The sequence below is a fragment of the Ralstonia sp. Ralssp110 genome (genome assembly GCF_047325135.1).
GTDB lineage: Bacteria > Pseudomonadota > Gammaproteobacteria > Burkholderiales > Burkholderiaceae > Ralstonia > Ralstonia mojiangensis.
In genome coordinates this window covers 742362-767062 of record NZ_CP168609.1, presented here as the reverse complement: position 1 = coordinate 767062, position 24701 = coordinate 742362, and the positions used below count along the sequence as shown (strand labels likewise).

General features: G+C 65.2%; 23 protein-coding genes. 12 read left to right on the top strand and 11 right to left on the bottom strand.

Going from position 1 to position 24701, the window contains the following annotated elements:
• The first annotated feature begins 47 nt into the window (after window positions 1-47).
• From ACEN9T_RS04035 to ACEN9T_RS04025, 3 genes are read left to right on the top strand one after another with little or no spacing between them, the layout of a single operon-like run.
• On the top strand, window positions 48-935 hold the full coding sequence (locus ACEN9T_RS04035) for an alpha/beta fold hydrolase (RefSeq protein WP_413706505.1): 888 nt from the start codon (window positions 48-50) through the stop codon (window positions 933-935).
• Window positions 932-1366 (top strand): MarR family winged helix-turn-helix transcriptional regulator, encoded by a 435-nt coding sequence (locus tag ACEN9T_RS04030; protein ID WP_413706504.1) that lies wholly within the window; start codon window positions 932-934, stop codon window positions 1364-1366. Before ACEN9T_RS04035 ends, ACEN9T_RS04030 begins: the two co-directional genes overlap by 4 nt.
• Window positions 1363-2142 (top strand): enoyl-CoA hydratase-related protein, encoded by a 780-nt coding sequence (locus ACEN9T_RS04025; RefSeq protein WP_413706503.1) that lies wholly within the window; start codon window positions 1363-1365, stop codon window positions 2140-2142. Before ACEN9T_RS04030 ends, ACEN9T_RS04025 begins: the two co-directional genes overlap by 4 nt.
• 49 nt (window positions 2143-2191) lie before the next feature.
• Here ACEN9T_RS04025 and ACEN9T_RS04020 read toward each other — a convergent pair whose 3' ends face one another.
• Together ACEN9T_RS04020 and ACEN9T_RS04015 are read right to left on the bottom strand one after the other, a co-directional pair.
• Complete coding sequence (locus ACEN9T_RS04020) at window positions 2192-3124, bottom strand: sugar kinase (RefSeq protein WP_413706502.1); 933 nt, start codon at window positions 3122-3124, stop codon at window positions 2192-2194.
• Entirely contained in the window at window positions 3121-4161 is a 1041-nt protein-coding gene (locus ACEN9T_RS04015; RefSeq protein ID WP_092971131.1) for an SPFH domain-containing protein, read from the bottom strand. The genes ACEN9T_RS04020 and ACEN9T_RS04015 overlap by 4 nt, the downstream gene beginning before the upstream one ends.
• 98 nt (window positions 4162-4259) lie before the next feature.
• Here ACEN9T_RS04015 and ACEN9T_RS04010 point away from each other — a divergent pair, with 98 nt between their 5' ends.
• Window positions 4260-4994, top strand: coding sequence for an NUDIX hydrolase (locus ACEN9T_RS04010; RefSeq protein ID WP_413706501.1), 735 nt, complete (start codon window positions 4260-4262; stop codon window positions 4992-4994).
• A 45-nt stretch (window positions 4995-5039) separates the two neighbouring features.
• Here ACEN9T_RS04010 and ACEN9T_RS04005 read toward each other — a convergent pair whose 3' ends face one another.
• Both ACEN9T_RS04005 and ACEN9T_RS04000 read right to left on the bottom strand, forming a co-directional pair.
• The gene (locus tag ACEN9T_RS04005; RefSeq protein ID WP_092971133.1) at window positions 5040-5465 is read right to left on the bottom strand and encodes a DUF3005 domain-containing protein; all 426 of its coding nucleotides are present in this window, start codon (window positions 5463-5465) and stop codon (window positions 5040-5042) included.
• A 64-nt stretch (window positions 5466-5529) separates the two neighbouring features.
• Window positions 5530-6948 (bottom strand): PLP-dependent aminotransferase family protein, encoded by a 1419-nt coding sequence (locus ACEN9T_RS04000; RefSeq protein ID WP_092971134.1) that lies wholly within the window; start codon window positions 6946-6948, stop codon window positions 5530-5532.
• Window positions 6949-7251: 303 nt separating this feature from the next.
• On the opposite strand from ACEN9T_RS04000, the gene ACEN9T_RS03995 reads away from it, so the two are divergent.
• Window positions 7252-8766 carry a M20 family peptidase gene (locus ACEN9T_RS03995; protein ID WP_413706500.1) on the top strand — a complete coding sequence of 505 codons (1515 nt, stop codon included), beginning with the start codon at window positions 7252-7254 and terminating at the stop codon, window positions 8764-8766.
• A 10-nt stretch (window positions 8767-8776) separates the two neighbouring features.
• Here ACEN9T_RS03995 and ACEN9T_RS03990 read toward each other — a convergent pair whose 3' ends face one another.
• Window positions 8777-9733, bottom strand: coding sequence for a TauD/TfdA dioxygenase family protein (locus ACEN9T_RS03990; protein ID WP_413706499.1), 957 nt, complete (start codon window positions 9731-9733; stop codon window positions 8777-8779).
• A gap of 252 nt (window positions 9734-9985) precedes the next feature.
• On the opposite strand from ACEN9T_RS03990, the gene ACEN9T_RS03985 reads away from it, so the two are divergent.
• Complete coding sequence (locus ACEN9T_RS03985; protein ID WP_092971137.1) at window positions 9986-10348, top strand: DUF2917 domain-containing protein; 363 nt, start codon at window positions 9986-9988, stop codon at window positions 10346-10348.
• An 8-nt stretch (window positions 10349-10356) separates the two neighbouring features.
• Here ACEN9T_RS03985 and ACEN9T_RS03980 read toward each other — a convergent pair whose 3' ends face one another.
• Both ACEN9T_RS03980 and ACEN9T_RS03975 read right to left on the bottom strand, forming a co-directional pair.
• On the bottom strand, window positions 10357-11766 hold the full coding sequence (locus ACEN9T_RS03980; RefSeq protein WP_092971353.1) for a heavy metal sensor histidine kinase: 1410 nt from the start codon (window positions 11764-11766) through the stop codon (window positions 10357-10359).
• A gap of 8 nt (window positions 11767-11774) precedes the next feature.
• The gene (locus tag ACEN9T_RS03975; protein WP_024977661.1) at window positions 11775-12449 is read right to left on the bottom strand and encodes a heavy metal response regulator transcription factor; all 675 of its coding nucleotides are present in this window, start codon (window positions 12447-12449) and stop codon (window positions 11775-11777) included.
• A gap of 193 nt (window positions 12450-12642) precedes the next feature.
• On the opposite strand from ACEN9T_RS03975, the gene ACEN9T_RS03970 reads away from it, so the two are divergent.
• The 4 genes from ACEN9T_RS03970 (at window position 12643) to ACEN9T_RS03955 (ending at window position 18598) form a co-directional block, all read left to right on the top strand.
• A complete protein-coding gene (locus ACEN9T_RS03970) occupies window positions 12643-12933 on the top strand; it encodes a hypothetical protein (protein WP_092971138.1) in 291 nt (96 codons plus the stop codon).
• A gap of 101 nt (window positions 12934-13034) precedes the next feature.
• Complete coding sequence (locus tag ACEN9T_RS03965) at window positions 13035-14192, top strand: TolC family protein (protein WP_413706498.1); 1158 nt, start codon at window positions 13035-13037, stop codon at window positions 14190-14192.
• A 24-nt stretch (window positions 14193-14216) separates the two neighbouring features.
• Window positions 14217-15407 carry an efflux RND transporter periplasmic adaptor subunit gene (locus ACEN9T_RS03960; protein WP_092971140.1) on the top strand — a complete coding sequence of 397 codons (1191 nt, stop codon included), beginning with the start codon at window positions 14217-14219 and terminating at the stop codon, window positions 15405-15407.
• Window positions 15408-15418: 11 nt separating this feature from the next.
• Entirely contained in the window at window positions 15419-18598 is a 3180-nt protein-coding gene (locus ACEN9T_RS03955; protein WP_413706497.1) for an efflux RND transporter permease subunit, read from the top strand.
• A 9-nt stretch (window positions 18599-18607) separates the two neighbouring features.
• Here the strand turns inward: ACEN9T_RS03955 and ACEN9T_RS03950 are convergent, their stop codons facing one another.
• The 3 genes from ACEN9T_RS03950 to ACEN9T_RS03940 form a co-directional block, all read right to left on the bottom strand.
• Window positions 18608-19042: an HIT family protein gene (locus ACEN9T_RS03950; protein ID WP_092971142.1), complete on the bottom strand. Its 435-nt coding sequence runs from the start codon at window positions 19040-19042 to the stop codon at window positions 18608-18610.
• 95 nt (window positions 19043-19137) lie between these two features.
• The gene (locus ACEN9T_RS03945; protein ID WP_413706496.1) at window positions 19138-20583 is read right to left on the bottom strand and encodes an MFS transporter; all 1446 of its coding nucleotides are present in this window, start codon (window positions 20581-20583) and stop codon (window positions 19138-19140) included.
• Window positions 20584-20624: 41 nt separating this feature from the next.
• Entirely contained in the window at window positions 20625-21284 is a 660-nt protein-coding gene (locus ACEN9T_RS03940) for a TetR/AcrR family transcriptional regulator (RefSeq protein WP_413706495.1), read from the bottom strand.
• A 228-nt stretch (window positions 21285-21512) separates the two neighbouring features.
• On the opposite strand from ACEN9T_RS03940, the gene ACEN9T_RS03935 reads away from it, so the two are divergent.
• Window positions 21513-22769 (top strand): branched-chain amino acid ABC transporter substrate-binding protein, encoded by a 1257-nt coding sequence (locus ACEN9T_RS03935; RefSeq protein ID WP_413706494.1) that lies wholly within the window; start codon window positions 21513-21515, stop codon window positions 22767-22769.
• A gap of 24 nt (window positions 22770-22793) precedes the next feature.
• On the opposite strand, the gene ACEN9T_RS03930 is transcribed toward ACEN9T_RS03935, so the two are convergent.
• Window positions 22794-23726: a 2-hydroxyacid dehydrogenase gene (locus ACEN9T_RS03930; protein ID WP_092971354.1), complete on the bottom strand. Its 933-nt coding sequence runs from the start codon at window positions 23724-23726 to the stop codon at window positions 22794-22796.
• Window positions 23727-23998: 272 nt separating this feature from the next.
• Between ACEN9T_RS03930 and ACEN9T_RS03925 the strand changes: the two genes are divergently transcribed.
• On the top strand, window positions 23999-24700 hold the full coding sequence (locus ACEN9T_RS03925) for a glycine zipper 2TM domain-containing protein (protein WP_092971146.1): 702 nt from the start codon (window positions 23999-24001) through the stop codon (window positions 24698-24700).
• Window position 24701 lies beyond the last annotated feature (1 nt).

Sequence of the window (24701 nt, the reverse complement as noted above, 5' to 3'; positions counted from 1 at the left end):
CTTCGCATACAAAGTAAAACACTTCGCATACGAACTAAATCGACGTCATGGACAGCACACTGCACACCATTCCCGCCACGGACGGCTACCCGCTGGGCGCCATGCTCTGGAGGGCCGCCGGCACGCCGCAGGGCGTGGTGGTCATGCATCCGGCCACGGGCGTGCCGCAACGCATCTACCAAGCGTTCGCCAAGTTTCTCGCCGAACGCGGCTTCCACACCATCACGTATGACTACCGCGGGATCGGCGCATCCCGGCCCAAGAGCCTGCGCCGCTTTGCTGCGCGCATGCGCGACTGGGCCCTGCTCGACGCCGAAGGCGTGATGCGATGGGCAAGGACACGTTACCCGGAGTTGCCGCAACTGGCGATCGGGCACTCCGTCGGCGGTCACGCCATCGGCCTGTGCTGCGCCGACTGGGATGTCGCGGGCGTGGTGCAAGTGGCCTGCCACACGGGCAACTCGCGCTTTATCCGTCAACGCGGCGAACGCTGGCGCGTGGAGTTGATCCTGCGCGGCATTGGCCCCTTGATGGCGCGCCTGATCGGCTACGTGCCCGGCAAACGCATGGGCCTGGGCGAAGACCTGCCGGGCGGTGTCGCCATCGAATGGGGCGCATGGGCCGGCATGCAGCGTTACTTTTTCGATGATCCGACGCTGGGTGCCATCGAGCGCTTCAACCGCGTCACGCACCCCGTGCTCGTCTACGGCTTTGACGACGACCCGTGGGCCACGCCCGCCGCCATCAACGCGTTGACGATGCACTTCACCAACACGTGGGTCGAGCGCCGGCAAATCACGCCTGCGCAGGCCGGCGGCGCAGTGGGGCACATGGGCTTCTTCCGCTCGCAGTTCGCCACCACGCTGTGGCCAGGTCTGGCGGATTGGCTACGCGAACGTGCCGCCGCCACACGCAACGAAGCGGAGGCTGCATGACGGCACCCGACCGCCGCCTTGTCTATCTGATCAGCGTCGGACAACGCCGCTTGCAGCGCTGGATTCAATCGCGCACCGGCGAGGGCGTGACCGCCGCGCAATCCGGCCTGCTGTTCTTCCTGGAAAAGAACGACGGCGCGTTGATGCGCGAAGCCGGCGCCGCGTTGGACCTCGGCCCCTCTGCGATGAGCGGGCTGGTCGATCGCACCGCCGACGCCGGCCTCATCGAGCGCCGCGCCGATGCCAAGGATGGCCGCGCCTGGCAGCTCTGGATCACGTCCGCCGGACATGAAGCCTTGGCAGAAACACGCAACGGCCTGGCCGAGCTGAATGTGCGGCTGACCGAAGGCTTTACCGACGCCGAGATCGATGTTGTCGCACGCTGGCTCGCCAGCCTGCAAACCAAGTTCCCCAACGGAGACGAGCAATGAGTGAACACATCCAGAGCCGCAACGCCGATGGCGTGCTGACGCTCACCCTGGCACGTGCCGACAAGAAGAACGCCATGACCGACGCGATGTACGGCGCGCTGGCCGATGCGCTGGACGCCGCCGAGCGCGACAATACCGTGCGCGTGGTGCTGCTGCGCGCTGAAGGCGACATGTTCTCCGCCGGCAACGACATCGGCGAATTCGCATCGATTGCCATGACCGGCGGCAAGGCCGATGGCGAACGCAACGTCATCCGTTTCCTGCATGCGCTGGCACGTGCCACGCGCCCGCTGGTGGCGGCAGTGCAGGGCCGCGCGGTCGGTATCGGCACGACCATGCTGCTCCATTGCGACTTCGTGCTCTTGGCGGACAACGCACAGCTTTCTACGCCGTTCGTCAATCTGGCGCTGGTGCCGGAAGCGGCGTCGAGCCTGCTGATGCCCGCGCGCCTGGGCCACGTGCGCGCGTTCGAGATGTTCGCGCTGGGCGATGCGGTGAGCGCGGAATCGGCGCTCGCATGGGGCTTGGCGAATCGGGTGGTGCCGTTGTATCAGCTCGGCACGGAGGCGGAGGCGATTGCGGCGCGGTTGGCGCGCCAGCCGCTGGGCGCCCTGACCGAAACCAAGCGGCTGATGCGCGATGCCGAACTGCTCAAGCAGCAGATGGATGCCGAGAGCGCCTGCTTTGCGCAGCGCCTGAAGTCTCCGGAGGCGCATGAAGCCTTCCGGGCGTTCGTCGATCGACGGCCGCCCAATTTCAACGCCGTGGCGCACTGAGCGCGGCGGTGTCTCCTTCGGCGGCCCTGGTTCGGCCGCCTTTTTTCATTCAAACCGCCAATCGCCCCTGTGTTGCCGCCACGGAAATCGTCGCTTCCATGCCAGCGGTGAACCGCAGGTAATCCGCTTCCATGCCGTCGGAAAAAATCACGCCGTTCTCGGGCATGCGCGAGCGCAGCTTGAGCGGTTGGTCCGCATCCACATGCCCGAACACGAGCGTGGCCTGCGATGCGCGACTCGGAAACGGCTCGCGCACGGCGAACGTCAGTTGCGGGGTGTCCCACGGTTCGGGCTCATAGTGGAAGCCATCGCCGCCGGCATGCATGGCGCGTGCGACGCCCATCGAACCCGTCACGATGCTCTTCAGCCACGCTGTCGAACCCAGCCCCGTGGCGACGATGATGCCCGACGACGATTGCGCTTCGCGCCGGTCGCCCACCTCGATTTCATACAACGCAGATGCATGCGTGCGCGGCCCGATGAAGAGGTCGTTGACGGCGCGCAGCACCTGCCCGTCGGAAAGCCGCGCTTCGGCCATCGTCACCGCTTTGGTGGGGCGCTTGTCGCGCGCCACGTCGGCCAGCACGGTGCCGAGGTCTTTCGGCTCGAAGGGCAGCAGCACGCCGTCCCAGCGGCCGGGCTCTGGGTTCAGGCCAATCAGCGGCTGGCCGTCGAGATACTTCATCGAGTTGGCGACCAGTCCGTCTTGCCCGAGCGCTACGACGATATCGTCCGGCGCAAAGATGAAGTTGGGCAGGTAGCTGCGGTCCACCACCTGATAGCGGCCCCAGGCTTCCAGCGCGCGCACGGTGATTTCGAGGCTGCGCGCGTAGGCGGCGTTCTCGGTCAGGTAGTCGGAAAAATCGGCGCCCAGGTGTTCGAGGTAGAACTTCGCCTGCGCCAGGGTGTGGTGGCGCGCCACCAGCTCTTCAAGCCGGGTGCGGCGCGTCACCAGCACGACCTTGCGGCCATCGGTGCTCATGATGCGGCCCTGCCGGTTGTGCCGGTGGAGGCATTCATCAGCCCTTGCAGCAGGTCTGGCGACACGTTGAGCTGGCCGATGCGTTCGGCACGTTCGGCAATGCCGCCAAAGGCCTGGGCGATGAGCTGGCCGGGTTGCATGCCGGCTGCTGCAAGCGCGTTGACGATGCGCGGGTCGGCCTTTTCCAGTGCCTGCATGACGGCGGCCACGCGGTAGGCCTCGGCTTCTGCCAGCGTGCGGCTGTTCTCGGCCTGCCCGGCTACGAAGGCCTTGCGCTGGCCTTCGAGCTCCACATCGGCGGCCATCTGTTCGTTGCGCAGGGCATTCTCCTTGCGCATCAAGGTGGCCTTGGCTTCCATCTGTGTCTCGCGGATCTGGCGCTTCTTCTGCTCAACCGCAATGTCGGTGTCCAGCTCGTTCTGGCGGATGGCGCGCTCGTTTTCCACGGCCGACATGCGGCGCAAATAGACGGCGTCGTCCGCGGCCTTGAGGTTGGATTCGCGTGCTTCAGCTTCCAGCGCGCGGGCGATGTCGGGCGTCGGCTTGACCGCCATGACCGACACGCCCAGGATTGCCAGCCCCAACGCGGCAATTTCAGGCTGCGCCGCCAGTTCGGCTTGTGCAGTGCGCGCGATTGCCGCCGATGCGCGCAGCGCTGCCTTCAGCTCCATCGCTTGCACGGCCTGCTGCACGATCACTTCGACCTGCTGAGCGACGCGATCGCCCAAACGCTTCGGGTCTTCCGACACGTAGCTCTGGCCATTTTTGGCGAGCGAGAAATCCATCATCGCCGCGGTGCGGCGCGGATCGCTGATGCGGTATGTCACCTGACCCTGCACAGTCACGCTCTGGAAGTCGGCCGTCACCAGTTCAAGGATGAAAGGGCGGTCCTGGCTGGCCACCGGCACGGCCACCAGCGTGGTCGTCGGGCCGTAATAGAAGAACGACAGGCCCGAGCCTTCGCGCACCACCTTGCCGGCGCGGAACTGCATGAGGTGAACGGTGGGCTGCGACTTGATGAAGCGGATGCCGAACATGGTGACCTCCCTTTTTGTGCTTAAGTTGTACAGTACAACTTGTATGGGTTGGACAATACAACTTACTATTGAGGCCGTCAAGAAATTTGTGACCCGCCATGGCCACCCGATCGTCTGCAAAGTCCTTCCCGCTACCGCTCACCACCGTGGATGTCGTCATCTTCACGGTGCTGGATGACGTATTGCGCGTGCTGCTCGTGCAGCGCTCCAACGCCGAAGGCGAGCCTTTTCCCGGCGCATGGGCGCTGCCCGGCGGGTTTGTCGATACGGCTGTCGATGCCACGCTGGAAGACTGCGCACGCCGCAAGCTGCTGGAGAAGACCGGCGTGGGGAGCCCATATCTTGAGCAGCTCGGCAGCTGGGGCGGGGCCACACGCGACCCGCGCGGCTGGTCGGCCACGCACGTCTACTTTGCGTTGATACCGGCGCAGGGCGTGGTGCTTGCCAAGGGCGCCAATGCGGCCGACGTGGCGTGGTATGCGGTGGACGATGTACTGGGTGCGCCAGAACTTGCCTTTGACCACGCGGAAATCCTGCGCACTGCCGTCGCGCGTTTGCGCAGCAAGGTCGAATACACGTCGTTGCCGGCGTTTCTGCTGGCCGAGCCGTTCTCGCTGCCGCAGTTGCAGCGCATGTACGAGATCGTGCTCGGTCGCCCGGTCGATAAAAGCGGCTTCCGCACCCGAATGCTGTCGGCCAATTTTCTGGAAGAGGCGGGGGTGGCGGAAGGCGATTCGTACCGCCCCGCCAAAGGCTACCGTGTGGTTGACCGCAGCGCGCCGGTCGTCTTCCCGCGCACCTTCAGCCCACGCGGGGGGGATTCAAATACCTGAGCGGGGTAACAGGTGCCGTGACGGAAGGGGGTGCAGCGCACCAAGCTAAGCTCGCTCGTCGTCTTCCAAAGAAAATCGCTGTGCCGCGCGCGTGCCGTTGCGCACGGTTTCCTCAACCACCCCGCGGTGCACCAGCTTGTGTCCGGCGTCGGGCGCTACCGTTGGCTGCCCGTGGCTGCGGCGGCTGTCGATGCCCGCAATCGGCCCTTCCGGATAAGGCTCGGGGTTGGTGTTGACCAGCGACGCGTTGGAATAGATGACGTTGTCTTGCCACAGCGACGAGTCCTTGATCGCCTCTCGGCTTTTGCCGTCGGTGTCGACCGTGCTGCCAGAGGCCTCGGTGCCGCAGGCGTCTACAGAGCGGATGCGCTGTGACGCCTGCTGCACGGGGTCGGCTGGGCTGGCGCCTGCAGCGTAGGTGGTGCCGCTGTGCAGCGGCGGGCGGGCAGTATGGAACTTGTCGGAGTGCATGATGGGACTCCTAAGTGAGAGCAGACGGCAGATACGCCGCAAATGCCATGCCTGCGAGCAGCGTCTATGCGCGCTTGCGGGTGGCCCGTTTGCCTGCCTCCTGCAGGAACGCCACCGCACGCGGTTCCGTTGCGTATGCGCTATTGATGCGCACCCATGGCGATACCTCCAGGTTCGGGCGGAAGTAATGCCCGGGCGCCAATGTCACGCCGTGCTTCTCTGCGGTGGCGGCCAGATCGCGCGAATCCTCCACGTGCGGCACACGCGCCCACAGGAAGTTGCCACCCGACGGATGGTGAAACACTTCCCAGCCGGCATCGGCCAGCACATCGAGCGACGCGATGACGGAGTCACCCGCGCGCTGGCGCAGCCGCTCTACATATTTGCGATAGGCGCCGCGCTCCAGCAGCGTGCTCACCACGGCTTCGGCAAAACGCGAGCCGCCAACGCTCGTGAGCATCTTCACGTTGGTCAGGTCGTGCACCAGCTCACGCTTGGCGATCAGGTAACCCACCGGCAGCGATGCCGACACCGTCTTCGAAAACCCGCCCACGTAGATCACTTGGTCGAGTTGGTCCAGCGTTGCCAGCCGCGCGGTCGGATCGGCCTGCAGGTCGGCAAAGATGTCGTCTTCCAGAAACGTGAAGCCGTGGCGCCGCGCCAGCTCAAGCAGCCGAAACGCGACCGGTGGCGACACGACCGAGCCGGTCGGGTTCTGCAGCACGCTGTTGATGAAGAACAGCTTGGGCCGGTGTTCGCGCAGCATCGCTTCCGTGACTTCCACGTCGGGCCCATCGCTCCTGCGCGGAATGCCGACCAGCTTCACACCATGCAAACGCAGCAGGCCGAACACGGTGTAATAGCCGGGGTCTTCCACAAACACCGTGTCACCGGGTTTGAGCAGGTGCCGCATCACAAGGTCGATCGCCTGGCTCGTGCCGGCGGTGATCAACACATTGGGCAGTTCCGCCTGGATACCAAGCTGGCGTGCTCGCATCATGACCTGATGGCGCAGCGCCATGTTGCCAAGCGGCGAGGAGTAGTCGATCACCGCGTGTGTGTCGGTGCGAGAGACCTGGCGGATGGCCTGCGTCAGGCCGTCGACATCGCGCCAGTCGGCCGGCACAAAGCCGCCGCCCAGTTTGAGCATGCCGTCGGGGTAACTGAACTGCTCGAAGATGTGTTTGGACTCGGCCTCTGCCCGGCGCGGGTCTGACCAGCCGCGCCCGTCGCGCCCAGTGAGGTTGCTCTCGGCCACATAGAAGCCGGAGCCGTGGCGCGAATCCAGCAGGCCCAGCGAGACCAATCGGTCATACGCCTCGATGACGGGGAAGCGGCTGATGCCGTAATCGGCTGCAAGTTGCCGAATCGACGGCAGCTTGGCGCCGGGGCGCACGTCGTTGTCGCGGATCCATGCCTGCACGCCAGCCACGATCTGGTCGGCAATCGGCACGCGGGTGGTGGCATCGATGATGAGTTTCATGGGCGCGAAGGCTGATCTGGAAGCCTCTGAACAGATACGAGGAACTGTTCAGTACTGTTCAGGCATTGTAGCCAAACGCGCCGGAACGCGATGGTGCGGATTGCCAAGCGGCGGCCCGCATTCTCCTCGGGACGATGCGCCGGGCTGGCTCCGTGAAAAAGGGGGGGCGGCCCTTTCTTTCGAGCGTTTTGAGGCCGCATTCGGAAGCCCACCGAATACAAGCGACTGCGGCGATACTGGCGCCTTACGCCCGGCGCATACAAATCGGGCGAAGGCCATGCACCTTCAAAGGAGAGGAGACAAATGCGTACGTCGTTCAAGCGTCGTGGAGCCGTCATCGGGCGGCTGTTGCGCGTGGCCATTGCGGTTGTGGTGTTGGTGGCCGCTTACGTGGCGTTCAACACGTGGCGGCACAGCTCGCGCCAGCTCGATGTGCCCGCTGTCACGCCGGTCGCAGTAGATGGCCCGGCCGCCGCGGCGCACCTGGCCGAAGCCGTACGCGCACGCACCGTATCGAGCGCGACCGATGCGCAACTGAACGCCGATCAGTTCCGCCAGTTGCACGCCATGCTCGAGGCGCGCTATCCCAAGGCACATGCCGTGCTGCAGCGTGAGCAAGTGGGCGACTTTGCGTTGCTCTACACCTGGAAGGGCTCCGACCCGTCGCTAAAGCCCGTCATGCTGATGGCGCACCAGGACGTCGTGCCCATCGCCCCCGGCACCGAAGGCGACTGGACCCAGCCGCCCTTCGACGGCGTGGTGAAAGACGGCATGGTCTGGGGCCGTGGCGCGTGGGACGACAAGGGCAACCTGATCTCGCAGATGGAGGCCATCGAGTTGCTGGCCGCCGGCGGCTTCAAGCCGCGCCGCACCATCCACCTGGCCTTTGGCGCCGACGAGGAGGTGGGCGGCGAGCGCGGCGCCAAGCAGATCGCCGCGCTGCTCAAATCGCGCGGCGAGCGTCTCGAGTTCGTGATCGACGAAGGTCTGCTCATTACCGAAGGCGTGCTGCCGGGGCTGACCAAGCCGGCGGCGCTGATCGGCGTGGCGGAGAAGGGCTTTCTCTCCGTGCAACTCAAGGTCGGGGCCACGCCCGGGCATTCGTCGATGCCGCCGCCGCACGGGCAGAGCGCCATCGCCATGATGAGCGCCACGCTCAAGCGGCTGGATGACGATCAGTTGCCCGCCGGCATTCGCGGTGTAGCGCAGGAGATGTTTGCAACGCTGGCGCCCGAGATGCAGGGCTTCAGCCGCGTGGCACTGTCCAACCTGTGGCTGTTCGGGCCACTGGTGCAGAAGCAACTGGAGGCGTCAGGCAGCTCCAACGCCATGCTGCGCACCACTACTGCGCTGACCATCGTGCAGGCCGGCAACAAGGACAACGTGCTGCCCGGCCGCGCCGAGGCCACGGTCAACTTCCGCCTGCTGCCCGGCGACACCATCGCCTCCGTCACAGCGCACGTGGAAGACGCCGCCAAGGCGGCCGCGCCCCACGGCAAGTTCGAACTGAGCCGACTGCCCGGCTCGAGCGAAGCCTCGCCGGTGTCGCCCACGCAGTCGGCGTCGTATCAGTTGATCAACAAGACGGTGCGCGAGCTGTTCCCGGGCACGGTCGTGGCACCCGGGCTGATGATCGGTGCGACCGATTCACGCCACATGATCGAGATTGCCGACCATGTCTATCGGTTCTCGCCGGTGCGCGCCAAGCCGGAAGACTTGCCGCGCTTTCACGGCACCAACGAGCGGATCACCGAAGCCAATCTGGTGGAGCTGATCCGGTTCTACCACCGGTTGGTGCAGCAGGCGGCCGGGGCTTGATATCAGTGGGTCAGTGGGCGTTGGCCAGCAGCGTGTCGATATGCGCGTCGTTGGTCGCTTCGGGGCGGCGCAGTTGCGTGCTGCGGCTGCCGTCCACTGAGATGGCCGTGTCGCCATGCACGGTCACGCGGCGCACCAGGCGCGGCTGGTTGCCGTAATCGTTGATGGCGTAGTGCTGCGTGGCGCGGTTGTCCCAGATGGCGACGTCGTGCTGGCGCCATTGCCAGCGCACGGTGTTGTCCAGCCGCGTCACGCGGTTCTGCAGGAGTTCGAACAGCCGCGTCGATTCGCTGCCCGACAGGCCAGTGAAGCGTTTGACGAAATGGCCGAGCAGCAGGGCGCGTTCACTGGTCTCCGGATGCACGTGCACCACGGGGTGCGAGGCTTCATACACCGAGGCGCTAAACACCTCCCGATGATGCCGCAGGCGTGCGCTCTCGATCTGCGTGCGCTCGGCACCGTAGTCGTAATCGTTGGTGTGCACTGCCCAGAGCTGCTCGGCAAGCTGCTTGAGCGGGTCGGGCAACTGTTCGTAGGCGCGGGCGGTGTTGGCCCAGACGGTGTCGCCGCCGTAAGCGGGAATCGTCACCGCGCGCAGGATCGATACCTTCGGAAACGCATCGAGAAACGTCACATCGGTGTGCCAGGAATCGGCACGGCCGCCGCCCTTTGACGCATCGAGTTCAAACAGCTGCGTGCCGCTGGGTGCCGGCACGGTCGGGTGGGCCACGATGCGGCCGAAGCGCTTGCCAAATGCCTGGTGCGTGTCATCGTCCAGATGTTGCTGGTCGCGAAAGAACAACACCTTGTATTTGAGCAGCGCAGCATACAGGCTCGCAAACGCGTCTTCTGTCAGGTCCGCGCCGAGCTTGAGATCGAGAACCTCCCCGCCGATGTGTCCGGCCACCCGGCGTACGCGCAAGGTGCCGAACGTGGTGTCGATGGTGGCGTTTTGGTCATGTGGCATGGCGGCTCCGGCGAGAATGGCGATGGACCATGCTAGCCAGCCGGCACCCCGTGGAAAACGAACGGTTTGACATATCCAAATGCAATTCTGTCCGTCGTCCCACGAAACTGTTCGCGAAAGATGCTGAACAGTTCAGCAAAACTGTTCACAACTGTTCATGTCAACGGCGTGCGCTGCCGCGCAAGATGGAACCGTGCCGATCCGCAGTTCCTATAAAAATCCACCACGAACCCCGGCACAGGAGTCTCAATCATGCGCGAAATCAGGATCTTCGAACTGGACCGGCCGGGCGTGCCGGTGAGCTGGCGGTCGGCACGGGCCCAAACCATTGCCGCACAAGCCGGGCTGTTGTGGATCACGCAAGAGCATCAGCAGCAGGACATCTGGCTCAGGCCAGGCCAATCGATCGACGTGCCGCCGGGCGTGCGCTTCTGGCTGTCCGGTGAACCGGTTGAGGGCACGCCGGCGCGCTTTGCCGTCACTGAAGATGTCAATGCACCGCGCCGCCTGCTGCGCTTCATCGGCTTGCTGGTGGTGGCCGCGTATCGGCAGGTTCTGCGCGACGACGGCCAGGATGCGACCCGTACGCCGTCGGCACAGCGGATCGGCACCTAAGCCTTGTATCAAGCCGGAAACACGAGCCGGAACTCGGTCCGCCCACCCGGCGGGCTGCTGGCCTGCACGCTACCACCGTGCAGGTCCATGATGGTTTTGACGATGGCCAGTCCCAACCCGGTGGACTGGCTTGGTTGCGCGCCAGATTGCGCCCGCGAGGGGTCGCCCCGGTAGAACCGCTCGAACAGCAGCGGCAGGGCGGGGGCCGGAATGGCCGGTCCGGGGTTGCCCACGGCAATTGCGATGCCCTGCGGCATCAACTCGATCGCTACGTCGATGCACGCTCCAGCGGGTGTGTGACGCAGCGCGTTGTCGAGCAGGTTGTTGATCGCCCGGCGCAGCAACGTCGCATCTGCGCGCAATTGCGCATCGCCGCGCACGTCGATGGTGATGTCACGATCAGCGGCTACCGCCTCGAAGTAGTCGACCAGCACTTGCACCTCGTGGCGCGCATCCAGCGCCGCGATGGACAGCGCCACACGGGCATGGTCGGCGCGTGCCAGGAACAGCATGTCCTCGATCATGTGCGACAGGCGCGCGTATTCCTCCAGGTTGGATTCGAGCACGCTGCGGTATTCCTCGCCCGTGCGCGGGTGTGCGAGCGTGACTTCAGTCTGGCCCACCAGATTGGCCAGCGGCGTGCGGAAATCATGCGCCAGGTCTGCTGAGAACTGCGAGAGCCGCGCAAAGCCATCCTGCAGGCGCGTGAGCATGGCGTTGAGTGAAGCCAGCAAGTCGGCCAACTCACGCGGCGCGCCCTGCAGCGTGAGACGTGTGTCGAGCTGGCTCGGCACCACGGCCGCAGCCTGATTGCCGATGCGTGCCAACCCGCGCAGCGTGCTCCGCACGAGCAGCAGGCTCAGCAGCGCCACCGCCGCCACGCCGCCAAGTACGGCAAACACGATGTGGCGCTGGTACTGGGTCAGCAATGCTGCGCGGCTGTCGCCATCCTGCGCGACGAGCACAATCACTTTCGCGTTGTTCTTGCCCAGCCACGCCTCGGCTGCCGCGGCGCGCGAGGCCATGCCGGTCATCGATATCCATGTCTGTACGGAAGACTCCGACGGCGGCACCGCAGCCGCAACCACGGGCGGCATCGTCACGTGTTCGCCCTCGGGGTTCACTTCCACCAGCGTGCGGCCTTCGGGCGTGGCGATGCGCAGGATCAATCCATCGTGGCCCGACACCACATCGGTATAGCGGTGTGCGGTGCGTGCCAGATCGTCGGCGCTGGGTGCCTCGCTGGCCAGGTGGCGCAGCTGCGTGATCTTGCCGAGCAGCATCGCATCGTCAGCCACGCGCAGTTGCGCGTTGAGCGCGAAGTAAAGATACGTACCAGCCGCAGTGAGCGTGACCGATGCCACCACCACAAACGCCAGCACGAGTCTGCCTGCAAGCGATGCGGGCCAGCGCATCAGCGGCCTCATCAGCGATCAACCGCGTCCAACACGTAGCCCATGCCGCGCAACGTGTGGATCAGCTTGTGCTCGAACGGGTCGTCCACCTTGGCGCGCAGGCGTCGGATCGACACATCCACCACGTTGGTGTTGCTGTCGAAGTTCACATCCCACACCTGCGAGGCGATCAGCGAGCGCGATAGCACCTCCCCCGTGCGGCGCGCCAGCAGATGCAGCAGCGCGTATTCCTTGGCGGTCAGGTCGATGCGTTGTCCTGCACGCGTGACGCGGCGCTTGATCGTGTCGATGGTCAGGTCGGCAATTTCGAGGATCTCACTTTCGCGCAGCGGGCCGCGCCGCAGGATGGTCCGCACACGCGCTACCAGCTCGGCAAAGGCGAAGGGTTTGACGAGGTAATCGTCTGCGCCGAGTTCCAAACCTTTCAGGCGGTCGGCCAGTTCGTCGCGCGCGGTCAGGCACAGCACCGGCGTGCTCTTGCGGCGGCGCAGTTCCTGCAGCACCTGCCAGCCGTCCATGCCGGGCAGCATGACGTCCAGCACGATCAGGTCGTAATCGTGTTCCATGGCCTGGAAAAGGCCATCGGGGCCGGTGCGGGCGAGGTCAGCCACAAAGCCGGATTCCGTCAGGCCCTTGAGGAGGTAATCGCCCGCCTTGGGCTCGTCTTCAACAATCAGCAGTCGCATGGTGAAAGGTGGCGCGCGTTTGATGTATCCGCCAGTGCCGCCACGATATGCCAAAACCCCCGACGGAGGCACAAAGATGACAAGTTTGTCATCTTCGAGTCATGCCCGCGTGGCGCACCGCTCCCTAGACTGGCCCCACTGACATCGCCCCCCTTCCTGTTTGCTGATGTCAGGCCTTTTGAAGGAGATCCTCATGGCGATTCGATTCCAACGCGTGCTTCCTCTGGCGGCACTGGCCGCATTGCTGGCAACCGGCACGGCCGTGGCCGCGCAAGGCGATCACGAAGCGTGCTGCGCGCCGCAGGCCAAGTCGACGCTCGCGCCGCTGGCCAAGGCCGACGCGCGTGACCCGTACACCGATGGCGCCAAGTCCGGTACGCGTGACCCTTACACCGATGGCGGCAAGGCCGGCGCCCGCGATCCCTACACCGATGGTGCAAAGACTGGCGCACGCGATCCGTACACCGACGGCGCGATTGCGTAATGCGCTGTTTCCAGCCCGCCGGGGCGGTCCTTTTGTGTCTTCTGGCTGCCCCGTTGGCCACCGCAGCGGCGACTGAGCCCGTCGCTCCGGTGGCGCTTTCCATGCCAACTGCGGCATCTGAACGCGTGACCCTGCAGCAAGCCGTTGACCGTGCGGTGCAGACACATCCCGCCCTGGCGGCTGCGGGCTATGAAGTGGCCGCCAGCGAAGGCGCACTCGACAAAGCCCGCCGGCTGCGCAATCCCGAAGCCGCCTTCACGACAGAAGACGTTCGTCGCGACCGCGCTACGATGACGGCGCAACTGAATATCCCATTGGAACTCGGCGGCAAACGCGGTGCCCGCACGCACGCCGCAGAAATCGCCCGAGACGCCACGGCGCAAGATGCCGCCGTGCTGCAGGCCCAGCTGCGTGCGGATGTCACGCGGGCCTTTTTCGATCTGGTGATTGCGCAGGAGCGCTTGGCGCTCGCGCAGGCGTCGGATGCGTTGGCCGCTCAGGCCGAATCTGCCGCTGCGCGGCGTGTGCAGGCGGGAAAGGTGTCGCCGGTGGAGCAAACCAAGGCCGGTGTGGCCCGTGCCAGTGCCGCCATCGAACTGCGTGACGCGAATGCTGAACTGCTGATCGCCCAGCGCGCATTGGCGGCCTTCTGGGGCACCGCGTCCGCCGCGCCTGAGGCCGACGGCAGTGCGGAGACGCTGCCCGTCGTGCCGCCCGAAGCGCGCCAAGCTACCGGAGCGCTGGAAAACTCGCCCCGCGCCATCCGCGCCCGTCTGGAGATCGACCGGCGCCAGGCGCTCGCCAACTTGGAGCGCAGCAAGCGCGTGCCCGATGTGATGCTCTCGGTGGGCGCCAAGCGCGACAGCGCCGCGAACAACAACATGGCGGTGCTCGGCATTGCCGTGCCGCTGCCGCTGTTTGATCGCAACCAGGGCAGCCAGCTCGAAGCACAGCGTTTGGCCGACAAGGCGTTTGAAGACTATCGCGCCCTGCAGCTTGAGCAGAACGCCACGCTCGCGCAAGACGTAGCGCGGCTCGACGCGGCCCGCGCCGCCGTGCAGTCGCTGCGGCAAGACGTGTTGCCCGGCGCGGAGCGCGCGTATGACGCGGCACGCATCGGCTTTGATGCCGGCAAGTTCAATTTTCTCGATGTGCTGGACGCCCAACGCACGCTCTTCCAGGCGCGCGCGCAATACCTGGCTGCGCTGTCTCGCGCGCACCAGGCGGCCGCCGGTATCGATCGCATCCTCGGCCGGTAGTGCGGCCTCTCTCCTTCCGCTGACATGACACTTCCACCGAAACAACGGCGCGCCATCGCGCTCATCGTCGTGCTTGGCGCGCTGGCCGCTGCCGGGCTGTGGTTCGGCATGGGCGCGCGCCAGGCTCCGACGTCCGAGGCCGAGGCGGCACCTGCACCGGCCGCCACTGGGCAGGCCGAGGCGCCCCACGCCGAAACGCTCGCCATGTCGGCCGACGCCATCGCCAATGCAAAGATCGGCGTGGAAACCGCAGGTGCCGCCGAGCTGCGAACGGAGGTTGTCCTGCCCGGTGAAATTCGCCTGAACGAAGACCGCACCGCCCACGTGGTCCCCCGTGTGGCAGGCGTGGCGGAGAAGGTAGCGGTGGAGCTTGGCCAACCAGTAGCGCGCGGCCAACTGCTGGCCGTGCTCTCCAGCCCCGCGCTGTCGGATCAGCGCAGCGAATTGCAGGCGGCCCAGCAACGTCTCGCGCTTGCGCAGGAAACACACGCACGCGAAAAGCGCCTGTGGGAGCAGGGCATCGCCGCTGAACAGGATTACCAGCAGGCGCGCACCTCGCTGCAGGAAGCGCGCATTGCGGCGGACAACGCCCGCCAGAAACTGACGGCTATTGGCGCGGCGCCGGCGGGGTCGGCGCTGAATCGCTTCGAGTTGCGTGCGCCTTTTGACGGCGTGGTGGTCGCCAAACACCTGTCGCAGGGTGAAGCGGTGCAGGCGGAAACGGCAGTCTTTACCGTGGCTGATCTGCGCACCGTGTGGGCGGATTTCTCCGTTACTGCCAAGGACCTGGAAGCGGTCACGACCAACGCTGCCGCCACCGTGCGCGCGACCGCCACGGGCACCGCCGTGCAAGGCAAGGTCTCGTACGTTGGCACCTTGCTGGGCGAACAGACCCGCACCGCGCCCGCGCGCGTCACGCTCGACAACCCCAAGCTCGCTTGGCGGCCCGGCATGTTCGTCAACGTGTCGGTCGAATCGGGGCGCGTGCAGGTGCCCGTGGCCGTGCGCGCCGATGCCGTGCAGACCGTCGACGAGAAGCCCTCGGTGTTTGTGCCCGTGCCGGCCGGCTTTGAAGTGCGCCCCGTCAAAACGGGCCGCACTGACGGCACCTGGACGGAGATCCTCGAAGGGCTTCCCGCCGGCACGCGCTACGCCGCAGCCAACAGCTACGTGCTGAAGGCCGAAGCCGGCAAGTCCGCCGACCACGGTCATTGAAAGGAGGCGCTATGTTTGAACGCCTCTTGCGCACCGTCATCGCCCAGCGCTGGCTGGTGCTGCTGGCTGTGCTGGCCGCCGCCGCGTTCGGCGCGTACAGCTATACGCGCCTGTCGATCGATGCGGTGCCCGACATCACCAACGTGCAGGTGCAGATCAATACCCCGGCACCGGGGTACTCGCCGTTGGAGACCGAACAGCGCATCACCTATGCGCTGGAAACTGCCATGGCCGGCTTGCCGAAGCTGGAGCAGACGCGCTCGCTCTCGCGCTACGGCCTGTCGCAGGTGACGGTGATCTTCAAGGAAGGCACCGACATCTATTTCGCGCGCCAGTTGGTGAGTGAACGCTTGCAGGCCGCGAAGGAGCAATTGCCCGATGGCATTTCGCCAAGCATGGGGCCCGTTTCCACTGGCCTGGGCGAAATCTACCTGTGGACTGTGGAGGCCGACGCCAACGCGCGCAAGCCCGACGGCACCGCCTACACCCCCGCCGACTTGCGCGAGCTGCAGGACTGGGTGATCCGCCCGCAGATCCGCAATGTTCCGGGCGTGACGGAGGTGAACACCATCGGCGGTTTCGCCAAGGAATTCCTGGTGGCGACGAGCCCCGAACGCCTGGCGTCATACAAGCTCACGCTGGCCGATGTGTTGACCTCGCTTGAGCGCAACAACGCCAACGTCGGCGCCGGTTATATCGAGCGCAAGGGCGAGCAATACCTCGTGCGTGCGCCCGGTCAGTTGCGCGATGCGGCTGACATCGGCAACGTCGTGCTCGCCAGCCCGAACGGCACACCTGTGCGCTTGCGGGACGTCGCCAGCATCGAAAGCGGCAGCGAACTGCGTACGGGCGCCGCTACCAGCAATGGGCGCGAGGTGGTGCTTGGCACGGCGTTTCTGTTGATGGGCGAGAACAGCCGCACTGTTTCGCAGGCCGTGGACAAGCGCATGCAGGAGATTCGCAAGACGCTGCCGGCGGGCATTCGCGTGGAGTCGGTGTACGACCGCACGGTGCTCGTCGACAAGGCCATCGCCACGGTCAAGAAGAATCTGCTGGAAGGCGCCATTCTCGTCATGGCGGTGCTGTTCCTCTTCTTGGGCAACCTGCGTGCAGCCGTGCTGACCGCGCTGGTGATTCCGCTGTCGATGCTGATGACGTTCAGCGGCATGGTGTCGGCCAAGGTGAGCGCCAACTTGATGAGTTTGGGCGCGCTCGATTTCGGCATCATCGTAGACGGCGCCGTGGTGATCGTCGAAAACTGCGTGCGGCGCCTTGCGCATGCGCAGGAGCTGCGCGGTCGACCGCTCACGCGCGCCGAGCGTTTCGACGAGGTGTTTGAAGCCGCCCGCGAAGCGCGCCGTCCGTTGCTGTATGGCCAGCTCATCATCATGGTGGTGTACCTGCCGATCTTTGCGCTCTCGGGTGTGGAAGGGAAGATGTTCCATCCGATGGCGATCACGGTGGTGCTGGCGCTGGCCGCAGCCATGATTCTTTCCATCACGTTTGTACCGGCCGCCGTGGCCTTGTTCATTGGCGAGCGCGTAGCCGAGAAAGAGAACCGCCTGATGGGTTGGGCGCGCCGCATGTATGCGCCGCTGCTCGAACGCGTGCTGGCTGCGCCGGCCGTGGTGTTGACGTTTGCCGCGGTGGCGGTGTCGGTCTCGCTGGTGGCAGCCACGCGCCTGGGCGCCGAGTTCGTGCCCAACCTGAACGAAGGCGATCTTTCCATCCAGGCCATGCGCGTTCCGGGCACGGGGCTGGTGCAATCGCTGGACATGCAGATGCAGATCGAGCGCACGCTCAAGGCGAAGTTTCCCGAGATCGAGCGTGTCTTTGCGCGCACCGGCACCGCAGAAGTCGCGACCGACGTGATGCCGCCAAGCATCTCCGACGGCTACATCATGCTCAAGCCCGAGCGCGACTGGCCCGCCGGCGCGGATGGAAAACGTCGCAACCGGGAGCAGTTGCTGGCCGACATTCGCACCACGGTTGAAGCGCTCCCCGGCAACGCGTACGAGTTCTCACAGCCGATTCAGTTGCGCTTCAATGAGCTGATTTCGGGCGTACGCAGCGATGTGGCCGTCAAGCTCTTCGGCGACGACATGGGCGTGCTGGAAGCCCAGGCCAAGCGTATTGCGGCGCAGCTCGGTAAGCTGGCCGGCGCGACCGAGGTGAAGATCGAACAGACTGGCGGACTGCCTTTTTTGAACGTCGATATCGATCGCGACAAGGCTGCACGTTACGGCCTCTCCAGCGGGGCGATTCAGGACACGGTGTCCGCGGCCATCGGCGGTAAGGATGCGGGCACGGTGTTCCAGGGCGACCGCCGTTTTGGCATTGTCGTGCGGCTGCCGGAAACGGCGCGAAGCGACCCGGCAGCGCTGGGCCGCCTGCCGCTGGCATTGCCCAACGGACAGGGTTACGTGCCCCTGTCCGATGTGGCCACGCTTAACGAGGTCACCGGCCCCAACCAGGTCAGCCGCGAAGACGGCAAGCGCCGCATCGTCGTCAGCGCCAATGTGCGCGGGCGCGATATTGCCTCGTTTGTGGAAGAAGCGCAGGCAGTGCTCGATGCGCAGGTGCGTCTGCCGGCCGGTTACTGGATGGCGTGGGGCGGGCAGTTCGAGCAGTTGCAGTCGGCTACCGAGCGCCTGCAGATCGTGGTGCCGCTGGCGCTGGCCATGGTGCTCACGCTGCTGTTCATGATGTTCGGCAACCTGAAGGATGGTTTGCTCGTGTTCTCGGGCATTCCGTTCGCGCTGTCGGGCGGCATTCTGGCGCTGGCGCTGCGCGGCATTCCGCTGTCGATTTCAGCGGCAGTGGGCTTTATCGCGCTGTCTGGCGTGGCGGTGCTCAACGGGCTGGTGATGCTGAGCTTCATCCGCAGCCTGCGCGAGAGCGGCCAGTCGGTCGACATGGCCGTGCGTGAGGGTGCGCTCACACGCTTGCGGCCGGTGCTGATGACGGCTCTGGTGGCGTCGCTCGGCTTCGTACCGATGGCGCTGGCAACCGGCACGGGTGCGGAAGTGCAGCGGCCGCTGGCGACGGTGGTGATCGGTGGGATTCTGTCGTCGACGGCGCTGACGCTGCTGGTGTTGCCGGTGTTGTATCGGCTGGCCTATCGGCGGGAGGATGGGCGAGAAGGCGCCACGGCGCAGGCAGATTCGGCAGTGCCGTCCGCTGCGCCGTAACGGCGGTGCTTACTCCGCTTGCAGTGCGGCGATGATTTTCTCGGCGTGGGCCTTGAGCTTGTCGCTGTCGGCCTGCACGCGGGCGTGCGGTTGCAGCGGGGTATCGCTGTAGCGCGGCAGCACGTGAAAGTGCACGTGCGGCACCGTCTGCCCGGCAGCACTGCCGTTGAGCTGGAAGACTGCGATACCCGGCGGCGTGAACGCAGCACGCACGGCGCGCGCCAGCTTGCGCGTGGTGCGGATGGCAGCCGATGCGGCATCGTCGGACAGGTCGAACAGCTCGGCCGCGCCTTCCTTGGGCAGCACCAGCACGTGGCCATCGGCCTGCGGCATGATGTCCATGAAAGCGATGGTGTGGTCGTCTTCGTACACCTTGATGCAGGGCAGCTCGCCGCGCAGGATCTTGGCGAAGATGTTCTGGTTGTCGTAAGTCGCGTCAGGCATGGGTGTCTCCAATAAGCGGGAAATGCACGGGAAAGCGCTGCGCGAAAGTATATAGGCGACCGGCGACGGCGCGCATGGCGCAGGTTTGGCGCAGATCAAGCCGGGCTGTCGTCAACCGACAGCGGCGCAGCCACGTGTTCTAGCGGTTTGCGTTCGGCCGCTGTCCCCCAGCAAGCCTGCACAGCGGCTGCCAGTAGCATCAGCACCGTGCCGAACGCATAGCCACCGAACACGGCACCGCGCGAGTGCGTATCAATCAGCCAGCCGAACAGCGCAGGCCCTGCCACGCCACCAAGCCCCGTGCCCACGGCATAGAACAGCGCGATGGCCAGCGCGCGCACCTCGAGCGGAAAGGTTTCGCTCACCGTCAGGTACGCCGAGCTGGCGGCGGCCGACGCAAAGAAGAACACCACGGTCCACGCGATGGTCTGCGTGGCGCCATCGAGCACACCCGCCTTGAACAGCGCCCCACTCACCAGCAACAGCACGCCGCTGATTGCATAGGTCGCGGCAATCATCGTGCGCCGGCCTACCACGTCAAACAGCCGCCCAAGCAGCAGTGGCCCGAGAAAATTACCCAGTGCGAACGGCAGCAGGTACGTGCCGACCTTCGTTGCGGGCACCTCATAGAAATCCGTCAGCACCAGCGCGTAGGTGAAGAAAATCGCGTTGTAGAAAAACGCCTGCGCCGCCATCAGCGCGAGGCCCACCAGCGCGCGCTGCCGGTGCTGCACGAACAGCACGCGCCCGACTTCCATCAAGCGTGGATGGCTACGGCTGCGCATGCGCAATGCTGGCAGCGGCGCGGTATCGAAGCGATGGCCGCGCGCCACGATTTCGTTCTCGATATCGCCCACGATGGCCTGCGCTTCTTCGTGCCGGCCGCGCGTGATGAGCCAGCGCGGGCTTTCCGGAATCCAGAAACGCATCACCAGAATGATGAGCCCCAGCAGGGCGCCGATGAAGAAGCACAGCCGCCAGCCTGTATCGAGGCTCATGTGCGCTGGGTCCAGCAGCCACAACGATGCCCCCGCGCCCAACGCGGCACCAACCCAGAACGTGCCGTTGATGGCGAGATCCGTCCAGCCGCGCACGCGCGCCGGCGTCAGCTCCTGGATAGTCGAGTTGATGGCCGCGTATTCGCCGCCGATCCCTGCGCCAGTGAGCACGCGAAACACGACGAGGCTGGCGAAGCTCCACGAAAACGCTGTCGCCAGCGTGGCCAGGATGTAGACGCCCAACGTGATGAAGAACAGCTTGCGGCGGCCCAGTCGATCCGTCATCCAGCCGAACAGCAGTGCGCCGAACACCGCACCGACCAGGTATGCGCTGCTGGCAATGCCAACCTGCGCGTTGGTCAGATGCAGCGAGGGGCTTTGCTTGAGCGCACCGGCCACGGCGCCGGCCAGCGTCACCTCCAGGCCGTCGAGCAACCACGTAATGCCCAGCGCAATGACCACGCGCGTGTGAAAGCGGCTCCACGGCAGGCGATCGAGCCGGCTGGGCAGGTCGGATGTGTGTAAGGCTGGCGATTCGGGCATCGCGGCGCACTCGGACAGGAATGCGCACGACGCAGCACGAATTATTCCCGCGCAGTTGCGCCTGTATCTTCTTGCGGCGCGCCGGCGAGCAGCGTGTCTTCAAAGAAGCGGCGGCGCGCATCCTTGTCGGGCTTGCTGCCTTGGTGCCAGAGCGTGGCTTCGGAAAGCTGGTAGGCGTACAGCATGAAGGCGCGCGCCTTGGCATCCTTGCGCGCAAAGCCGATCGCCTGGAAATGCTGGACGTAGTAATCCATGCGATGCTCGTCGACGGCTTCGACAGCTTCTTGCGCCATCGGGTCGCGCCGCGCCCAGGCGCGGATGGCGAATTCGATCATGGCGGTGCGACGCGCGCTGCGTCCGCGAAACGGCAGTGCGAGCAGATCGCGCACCAGGCCCTGCACTGATGGATTCTGCCGCTCCAGCTTGGGGCCCACGCGCGTGCGCTCGCTCCAGTCTTGCAGCACCTGATGCAGCAGGTCGTCGCGGTTCTTGAAGTGCCAGTAGAAACTGCCGCGCGTGACGTCCAGCTGCTTGGCGAGCACGTCCACGCGCACCGCATCGATGCTCTTGGTGACGAGCAGATCGGTGGCGGCGCGAACCCAGTCGTCGGGCGTGAGCTGTACACGCGGCGTGGCAGGGGAGGCGGAATCGGCATCGACGGCTTCGTCGTGTTCGTCGATCAGCGGGGATGGCTTGGGCATGAAGGCGGATTCTAGCCGCGCTGACGGGGCTGTCCAGCGCTTAAATCGTGCTGAGGCCCCCAGGTTTGCGCGGGTTGACACGGCAACAAACGCACTCCTACCATGCACATACGTTTGTGTATGGAAGGATCGAGCTGCTGCAAGCCTCGGTTTGCGGTTTTGTGCAAAACCATGCTCGACGATGCCTTCTGCACGGCGTCTAACGATAAGACATCAGGAGACATTTGCATGAAGGCATTCCGACTCGCGCTGTGCGCGGCGGCAGCAGTTGGCACATTCGCAGGCGCATTTTGCCCGAGCACCGTCCACGCCGAGACCGTCAAGATCGCGTGGATCGATCCGCTGTCCGGGTTGATGGGCGCGTTGGGCCAGAACCAGCTGCGCAGCTGGCAATATGCGGCCGATCTGGCCAACCAGCAGAACTGGAGCGGCAACGGCACCAAGTTCGAAGTCGTCGGTTTTGACAACAAGGTATCGCCGCAAGAAAGCCTGACGATCCTCAAGCAGATCACCGACCAGGGCATCCGCTATGTCGCGCAGGGCGACGGCTCCAGCGTGGGCATGGCGCTGCAGGACGCGATCGCCAAGTACAACGACCGCAACCCGGGCAAGGAGATCATCTATCTCAATTACGCCGCGGTGGATCCGGATATGACCAACAGCAAGTGCAACTACTGGCACTTCCGCCTGGACGCCAACTCCGACATGAAGATGGAGGCCCTGACCAGCTACCTGGCCAAGGACCCGAACATCAAGAAGGTCTATCTGCTGAACCAGAACTATTCGTTCGGGCACCAGGTGGCACGCGCCGCCAAGGAATATCTCAAGCGCAAGCGCCCGGACATCCAGGTGGTGGGTGAAGACCTGCACCCGCTGGCACAGGTGAAGGACTTCTCGCCGTATGTCGCGAAGATTCGTGCGTCTGGCGCCGATACGGTCATCACGGGCAACTGGGGTAGCGATCTGGCACTGCTGATCCGCGCGTCGAAAGATGCGGGCCTGACCACCAATTTCTATACGTACTACGCCGGCACCACCGGTGTGCCCACGGCGATGGGGGCCTCTGGCGCAGACCGCGTGAAGGTCATCAGCTACTTCGCGCCGAACGACGGCAACCCGAAAACGAGCGCCGTGCTCGACGGCTTCAAGAAGAAGTACAACGACGACTTCTTCAACGCTGACGTTTACACCGGCATCGCCTTCCTGGCCAAAGCCATTAAGACCAGCGGTTCAGCCGAGCCTGCCAAGGTGGCCAAGGTGATGGAAGGCATGACGGTCGACGGCCTCAACGGCCCGATCGAGATGCGCAAGACCGATCACCAGGCGCAGCAGACGCTGTACGTGACCACCTGGGTGAAGGCCGACGGCAAGAAGATCAAGTACGACCAGGAAAACACCGGCTACGGCTGGCGTACCGACGTCACGCTGGAACCGCACCTTGCGGCCCAGCCGACGTCTTGCCAGATGAAGCGTCCGGCGTCGTAATCGCGTGATTGACGTGTCCCCGGCTTACACCGGGGACACCACGCCTGTGCCCGCCAGGTGCCCGCGGGCGTTCTCCAGAAAGCGATCCACCGTAGCCTGCACCGATTCCGGCGACCAGCCGGCAATGTGCGGCGTCAGCACGACCTGCTCCAGGTCCAGCAGCCCGGCCGGCGGCTTGGGCTCGCTCTCATACACATCCAGCCCCGCACCACCCAGCTTGCCCGAGCGGATGGCCGCTTCCAGCGCTGCCGTGTCGACCACGCTGCCGCGCGCAATGTTGACCACGTAGCCGTTCGGGCCCAGCGCTTCCAGGATCGTCTGGTTGACGAGGTGCTTGGTCTGCGCGCCGCCCGGCGTGGCAACGATCAGGAAGTCGGCCCACTCAGCCATGTCCTCGAGTGCATCGAAGTAGCGGTACGACACCCCGTCGCGCGGCTTGCGGTTGTGATAACCGATCTGCATGTCGAAGCCGGCAGCGCGGCGCGCGATCTGCAGCCCGATGGTGCCCAGACCAACGATGCCGAGGCGCTTGCCGCATACGCCGGGCTGCAGCGGAATGTCGTCGCGCCAGACGCCGTTGCGTGTGGAACGATCCAGCTTGGGAATGCCACGCACGGTCGCCAGCAGCAAGCCAAAGGCGTGGTCGGCCACGCAGGCGTCGTTGGTGCCGGCGCCGTTGGCCACCGCTACGCCACGTGCGCGGGCGGCTTCCAAATCGATGTTCTCGTAGCCAGCGCCCAATGCGCAGGCCAGTTCCAGCTTAGGCATCGCGGCAATTTCCGCTCCGGTCAGGCCCGTCGAGCCATTGGTGAGCACGATGCGGACATCTTGCCCGTCGCGCGCGATGGCGGCATCGCGTTCGGCGCGGGTCGGTGCATGGATGACGTGAAAATGTTCAGCGATCTGCGCCACGTTCTCGGGCGTCATCGCAATGAGGAGCAGCAGGGTCGGTTGCATGGTCAGGATAGGAGGCGGGCCGCATGAATGGGGCAAGGCCCGGTCGGCAAGGAGGTGCGCGGCACGGCGCTTGGCGATGATAACGCGTGCCCCCACAGCCGTGCTGGAAGCCATGGCCGCCATGCGGTTACACCCCGTTACCGATGAGCGGGTTTGGTTGCACGGGTTTGCAGGCGTGCGGCATAGACTTTGCGGCAAGAGGCGCATGGCCGCAGGCCGCAGAGCAGACTGCTGGTCCGGCCCAGACGCCTCGTTCACAAGACGGGATCATCATGCGAGCAACGAACAAGTCGGACCGTACAGGGCGCGTAGCGCGTTGGATGACAGTGGCCACATTGGCTGCCGTGGCAGCGGCGCTGACGGGCTGCGTGACAGCGCCGGCGTACCCCGGTTACGGCGCGGGCTATGGCGCGGGTTATGCCGCGGGCAGCAATGCCTACGGCAACAGCGTCGGCCCGACCAGCTACAGCAGCGGTTACGACAGCACGTACAACAACGGCTACGGCAGCTATGACCCGAACGCGCCGCAGCCCTATCCGCAGCAGCCGGCGCCGACCTATTCGCAGCCCCAGCCGACTTACTCGCAACCGAACTATTCGCCATATCCGAACAACGGCGATCAGTCTTATCAAGCGCCCGCTGATAACCGCTACGGCGTTGTTGAATACGTCGAGACGGTGCCCGTGCGCGGCCAGTCGAGCGGCGTAGGTGCGGTACTCGGCGGCGTGGTGGGCGGCTTGCTGGGCCATCAGGTTGGCGGCGGACGCGGCAACACCGTGGCCACCATCGGAGGCGCGGTGGCAGGCGCCATGGCGGGCAACGCCGTGGAGGGCAACACGGTGGTCGGCCAGACTTATCGCGTGACCATGCGCCTGAACGACAACTCGCGCGTCACGCTTACACAGAACAACCCGAACGGACTGCGCGTGGGTGATCGCGCACGCATCGAAAACAACATGGCAGTGCCTTACTAGC

What these genes read in the sequence shown, in the direction of transcription:
- ACEN9T_RS03945 (WP_413706496.1), bottom strand. Translation starts at nt 20,583, where the DNA reads ATGCCCGAATCGCCAGCCTTACACACATCCGACCTGCCCAGCCGGCTC.
- ACEN9T_RS03930 (WP_092971354.1), bottom strand. Translation starts at nt 23,726, where the DNA reads ATGCAACCGACCCTGCTGCTCCTCATTGCGATGACGCCCGAGAACGTG.
- ACEN9T_RS03985 (WP_092971137.1), top strand. Translation starts at nt 9,986, where the DNA reads ATGCGCGAAATCAGGATCTTCGAACTGGACCGGCCGGGCGTGCCGGTG.
- ACEN9T_RS03960 (WP_092971140.1), top strand. Translation starts at nt 14,217, where the DNA reads ATGACACTTCCACCGAAACAACGGCGCGCCATCGCGCTCATCGTCGTG.
- ACEN9T_RS04030 (WP_413706504.1), top strand. Translation starts at nt 932, where the DNA reads ATGACGGCACCCGACCGCCGCCTTGTCTATCTGATCAGCGTCGGACAA.
- ACEN9T_RS03970 (WP_092971138.1), top strand. Translation starts at nt 12,643, where the DNA reads ATGGCGATTCGATTCCAACGCGTGCTTCCTCTGGCGGCACTGGCCGCA.
- ACEN9T_RS04005 (WP_092971133.1), bottom strand. Translation starts at nt 5,465, where the DNA reads ATGCACTCCGACAAGTTCCATACTGCCCGCCCGCCGCTGCACAGCGGC.
- ACEN9T_RS03925 (WP_092971146.1), top strand. Translation starts at nt 23,999, where the DNA reads ATGCGAGCAACGAACAAGTCGGACCGTACAGGGCGCGTAGCGCGTTGG.
- ACEN9T_RS03995 (WP_413706500.1), top strand. Translation starts at nt 7,252, where the DNA reads ATGCGTACGTCGTTCAAGCGTCGTGGAGCCGTCATCGGGCGGCTGTTG.
- ACEN9T_RS03965 (WP_413706498.1), top strand. Translation starts at nt 13,035, where the DNA reads ATGCCAACTGCGGCATCTGAACGCGTGACCCTGCAGCAAGCCGTTGAC.
- ACEN9T_RS04020 (WP_413706502.1), bottom strand. Translation starts at nt 3,124, where the DNA reads ATGAGCACCGATGGCCGCAAGGTCGTGCTGGTGACGCGCCGCACCCGG.
- ACEN9T_RS04010 (WP_413706501.1), top strand. Translation starts at nt 4,260, where the DNA reads ATGGCCACCCGATCGTCTGCAAAGTCCTTCCCGCTACCGCTCACCACC.
- ACEN9T_RS04015 (WP_092971131.1), bottom strand. Translation starts at nt 4,161, where the DNA reads ATGTTCGGCATCCGCTTCATCAAGTCGCAGCCCACCGTTCACCTCATG.
- ACEN9T_RS03955 (WP_413706497.1), top strand. Translation starts at nt 15,419, where the DNA reads ATGTTTGAACGCCTCTTGCGCACCGTCATCGCCCAGCGCTGGCTGGTG.
- ACEN9T_RS03990 (WP_413706499.1), bottom strand. Translation starts at nt 9,733, where the DNA reads ATGCCACATGACCAAAACGCCACCATCGACACCACGTTCGGCACCTTG.
- ACEN9T_RS04025 (WP_413706503.1), top strand. Translation starts at nt 1,363, where the DNA reads ATGAGTGAACACATCCAGAGCCGCAACGCCGATGGCGTGCTGACGCTC.
- ACEN9T_RS03940 (WP_413706495.1), bottom strand. Translation starts at nt 21,284, where the DNA reads ATGCCCAAGCCATCCCCGCTGATCGACGAACACGACGAAGCCGTCGAT.
- ACEN9T_RS03950 (WP_092971142.1), bottom strand. Translation starts at nt 19,042, where the DNA reads ATGCCTGACGCGACTTACGACAACCAGAACATCTTCGCCAAGATCCTG.
- ACEN9T_RS04000 (WP_092971134.1), bottom strand. Translation starts at nt 6,948, where the DNA reads ATGAAACTCATCATCGATGCCACCACCCGCGTGCCGATTGCCGACCAG.
- ACEN9T_RS03935 (WP_413706494.1), top strand. Translation starts at nt 21,513, where the DNA reads ATGAAGGCATTCCGACTCGCGCTGTGCGCGGCGGCAGCAGTTGGCACA.
- ACEN9T_RS04035 (WP_413706505.1), top strand. Translation starts at nt 48, where the DNA reads ATGGACAGCACACTGCACACCATTCCCGCCACGGACGGCTACCCGCTG.
- ACEN9T_RS03975 (WP_024977661.1), bottom strand. Translation starts at nt 12,449, where the DNA reads ATGCGACTGCTGATTGTTGAAGACGAGCCCAAGGCGGGCGATTACCTC.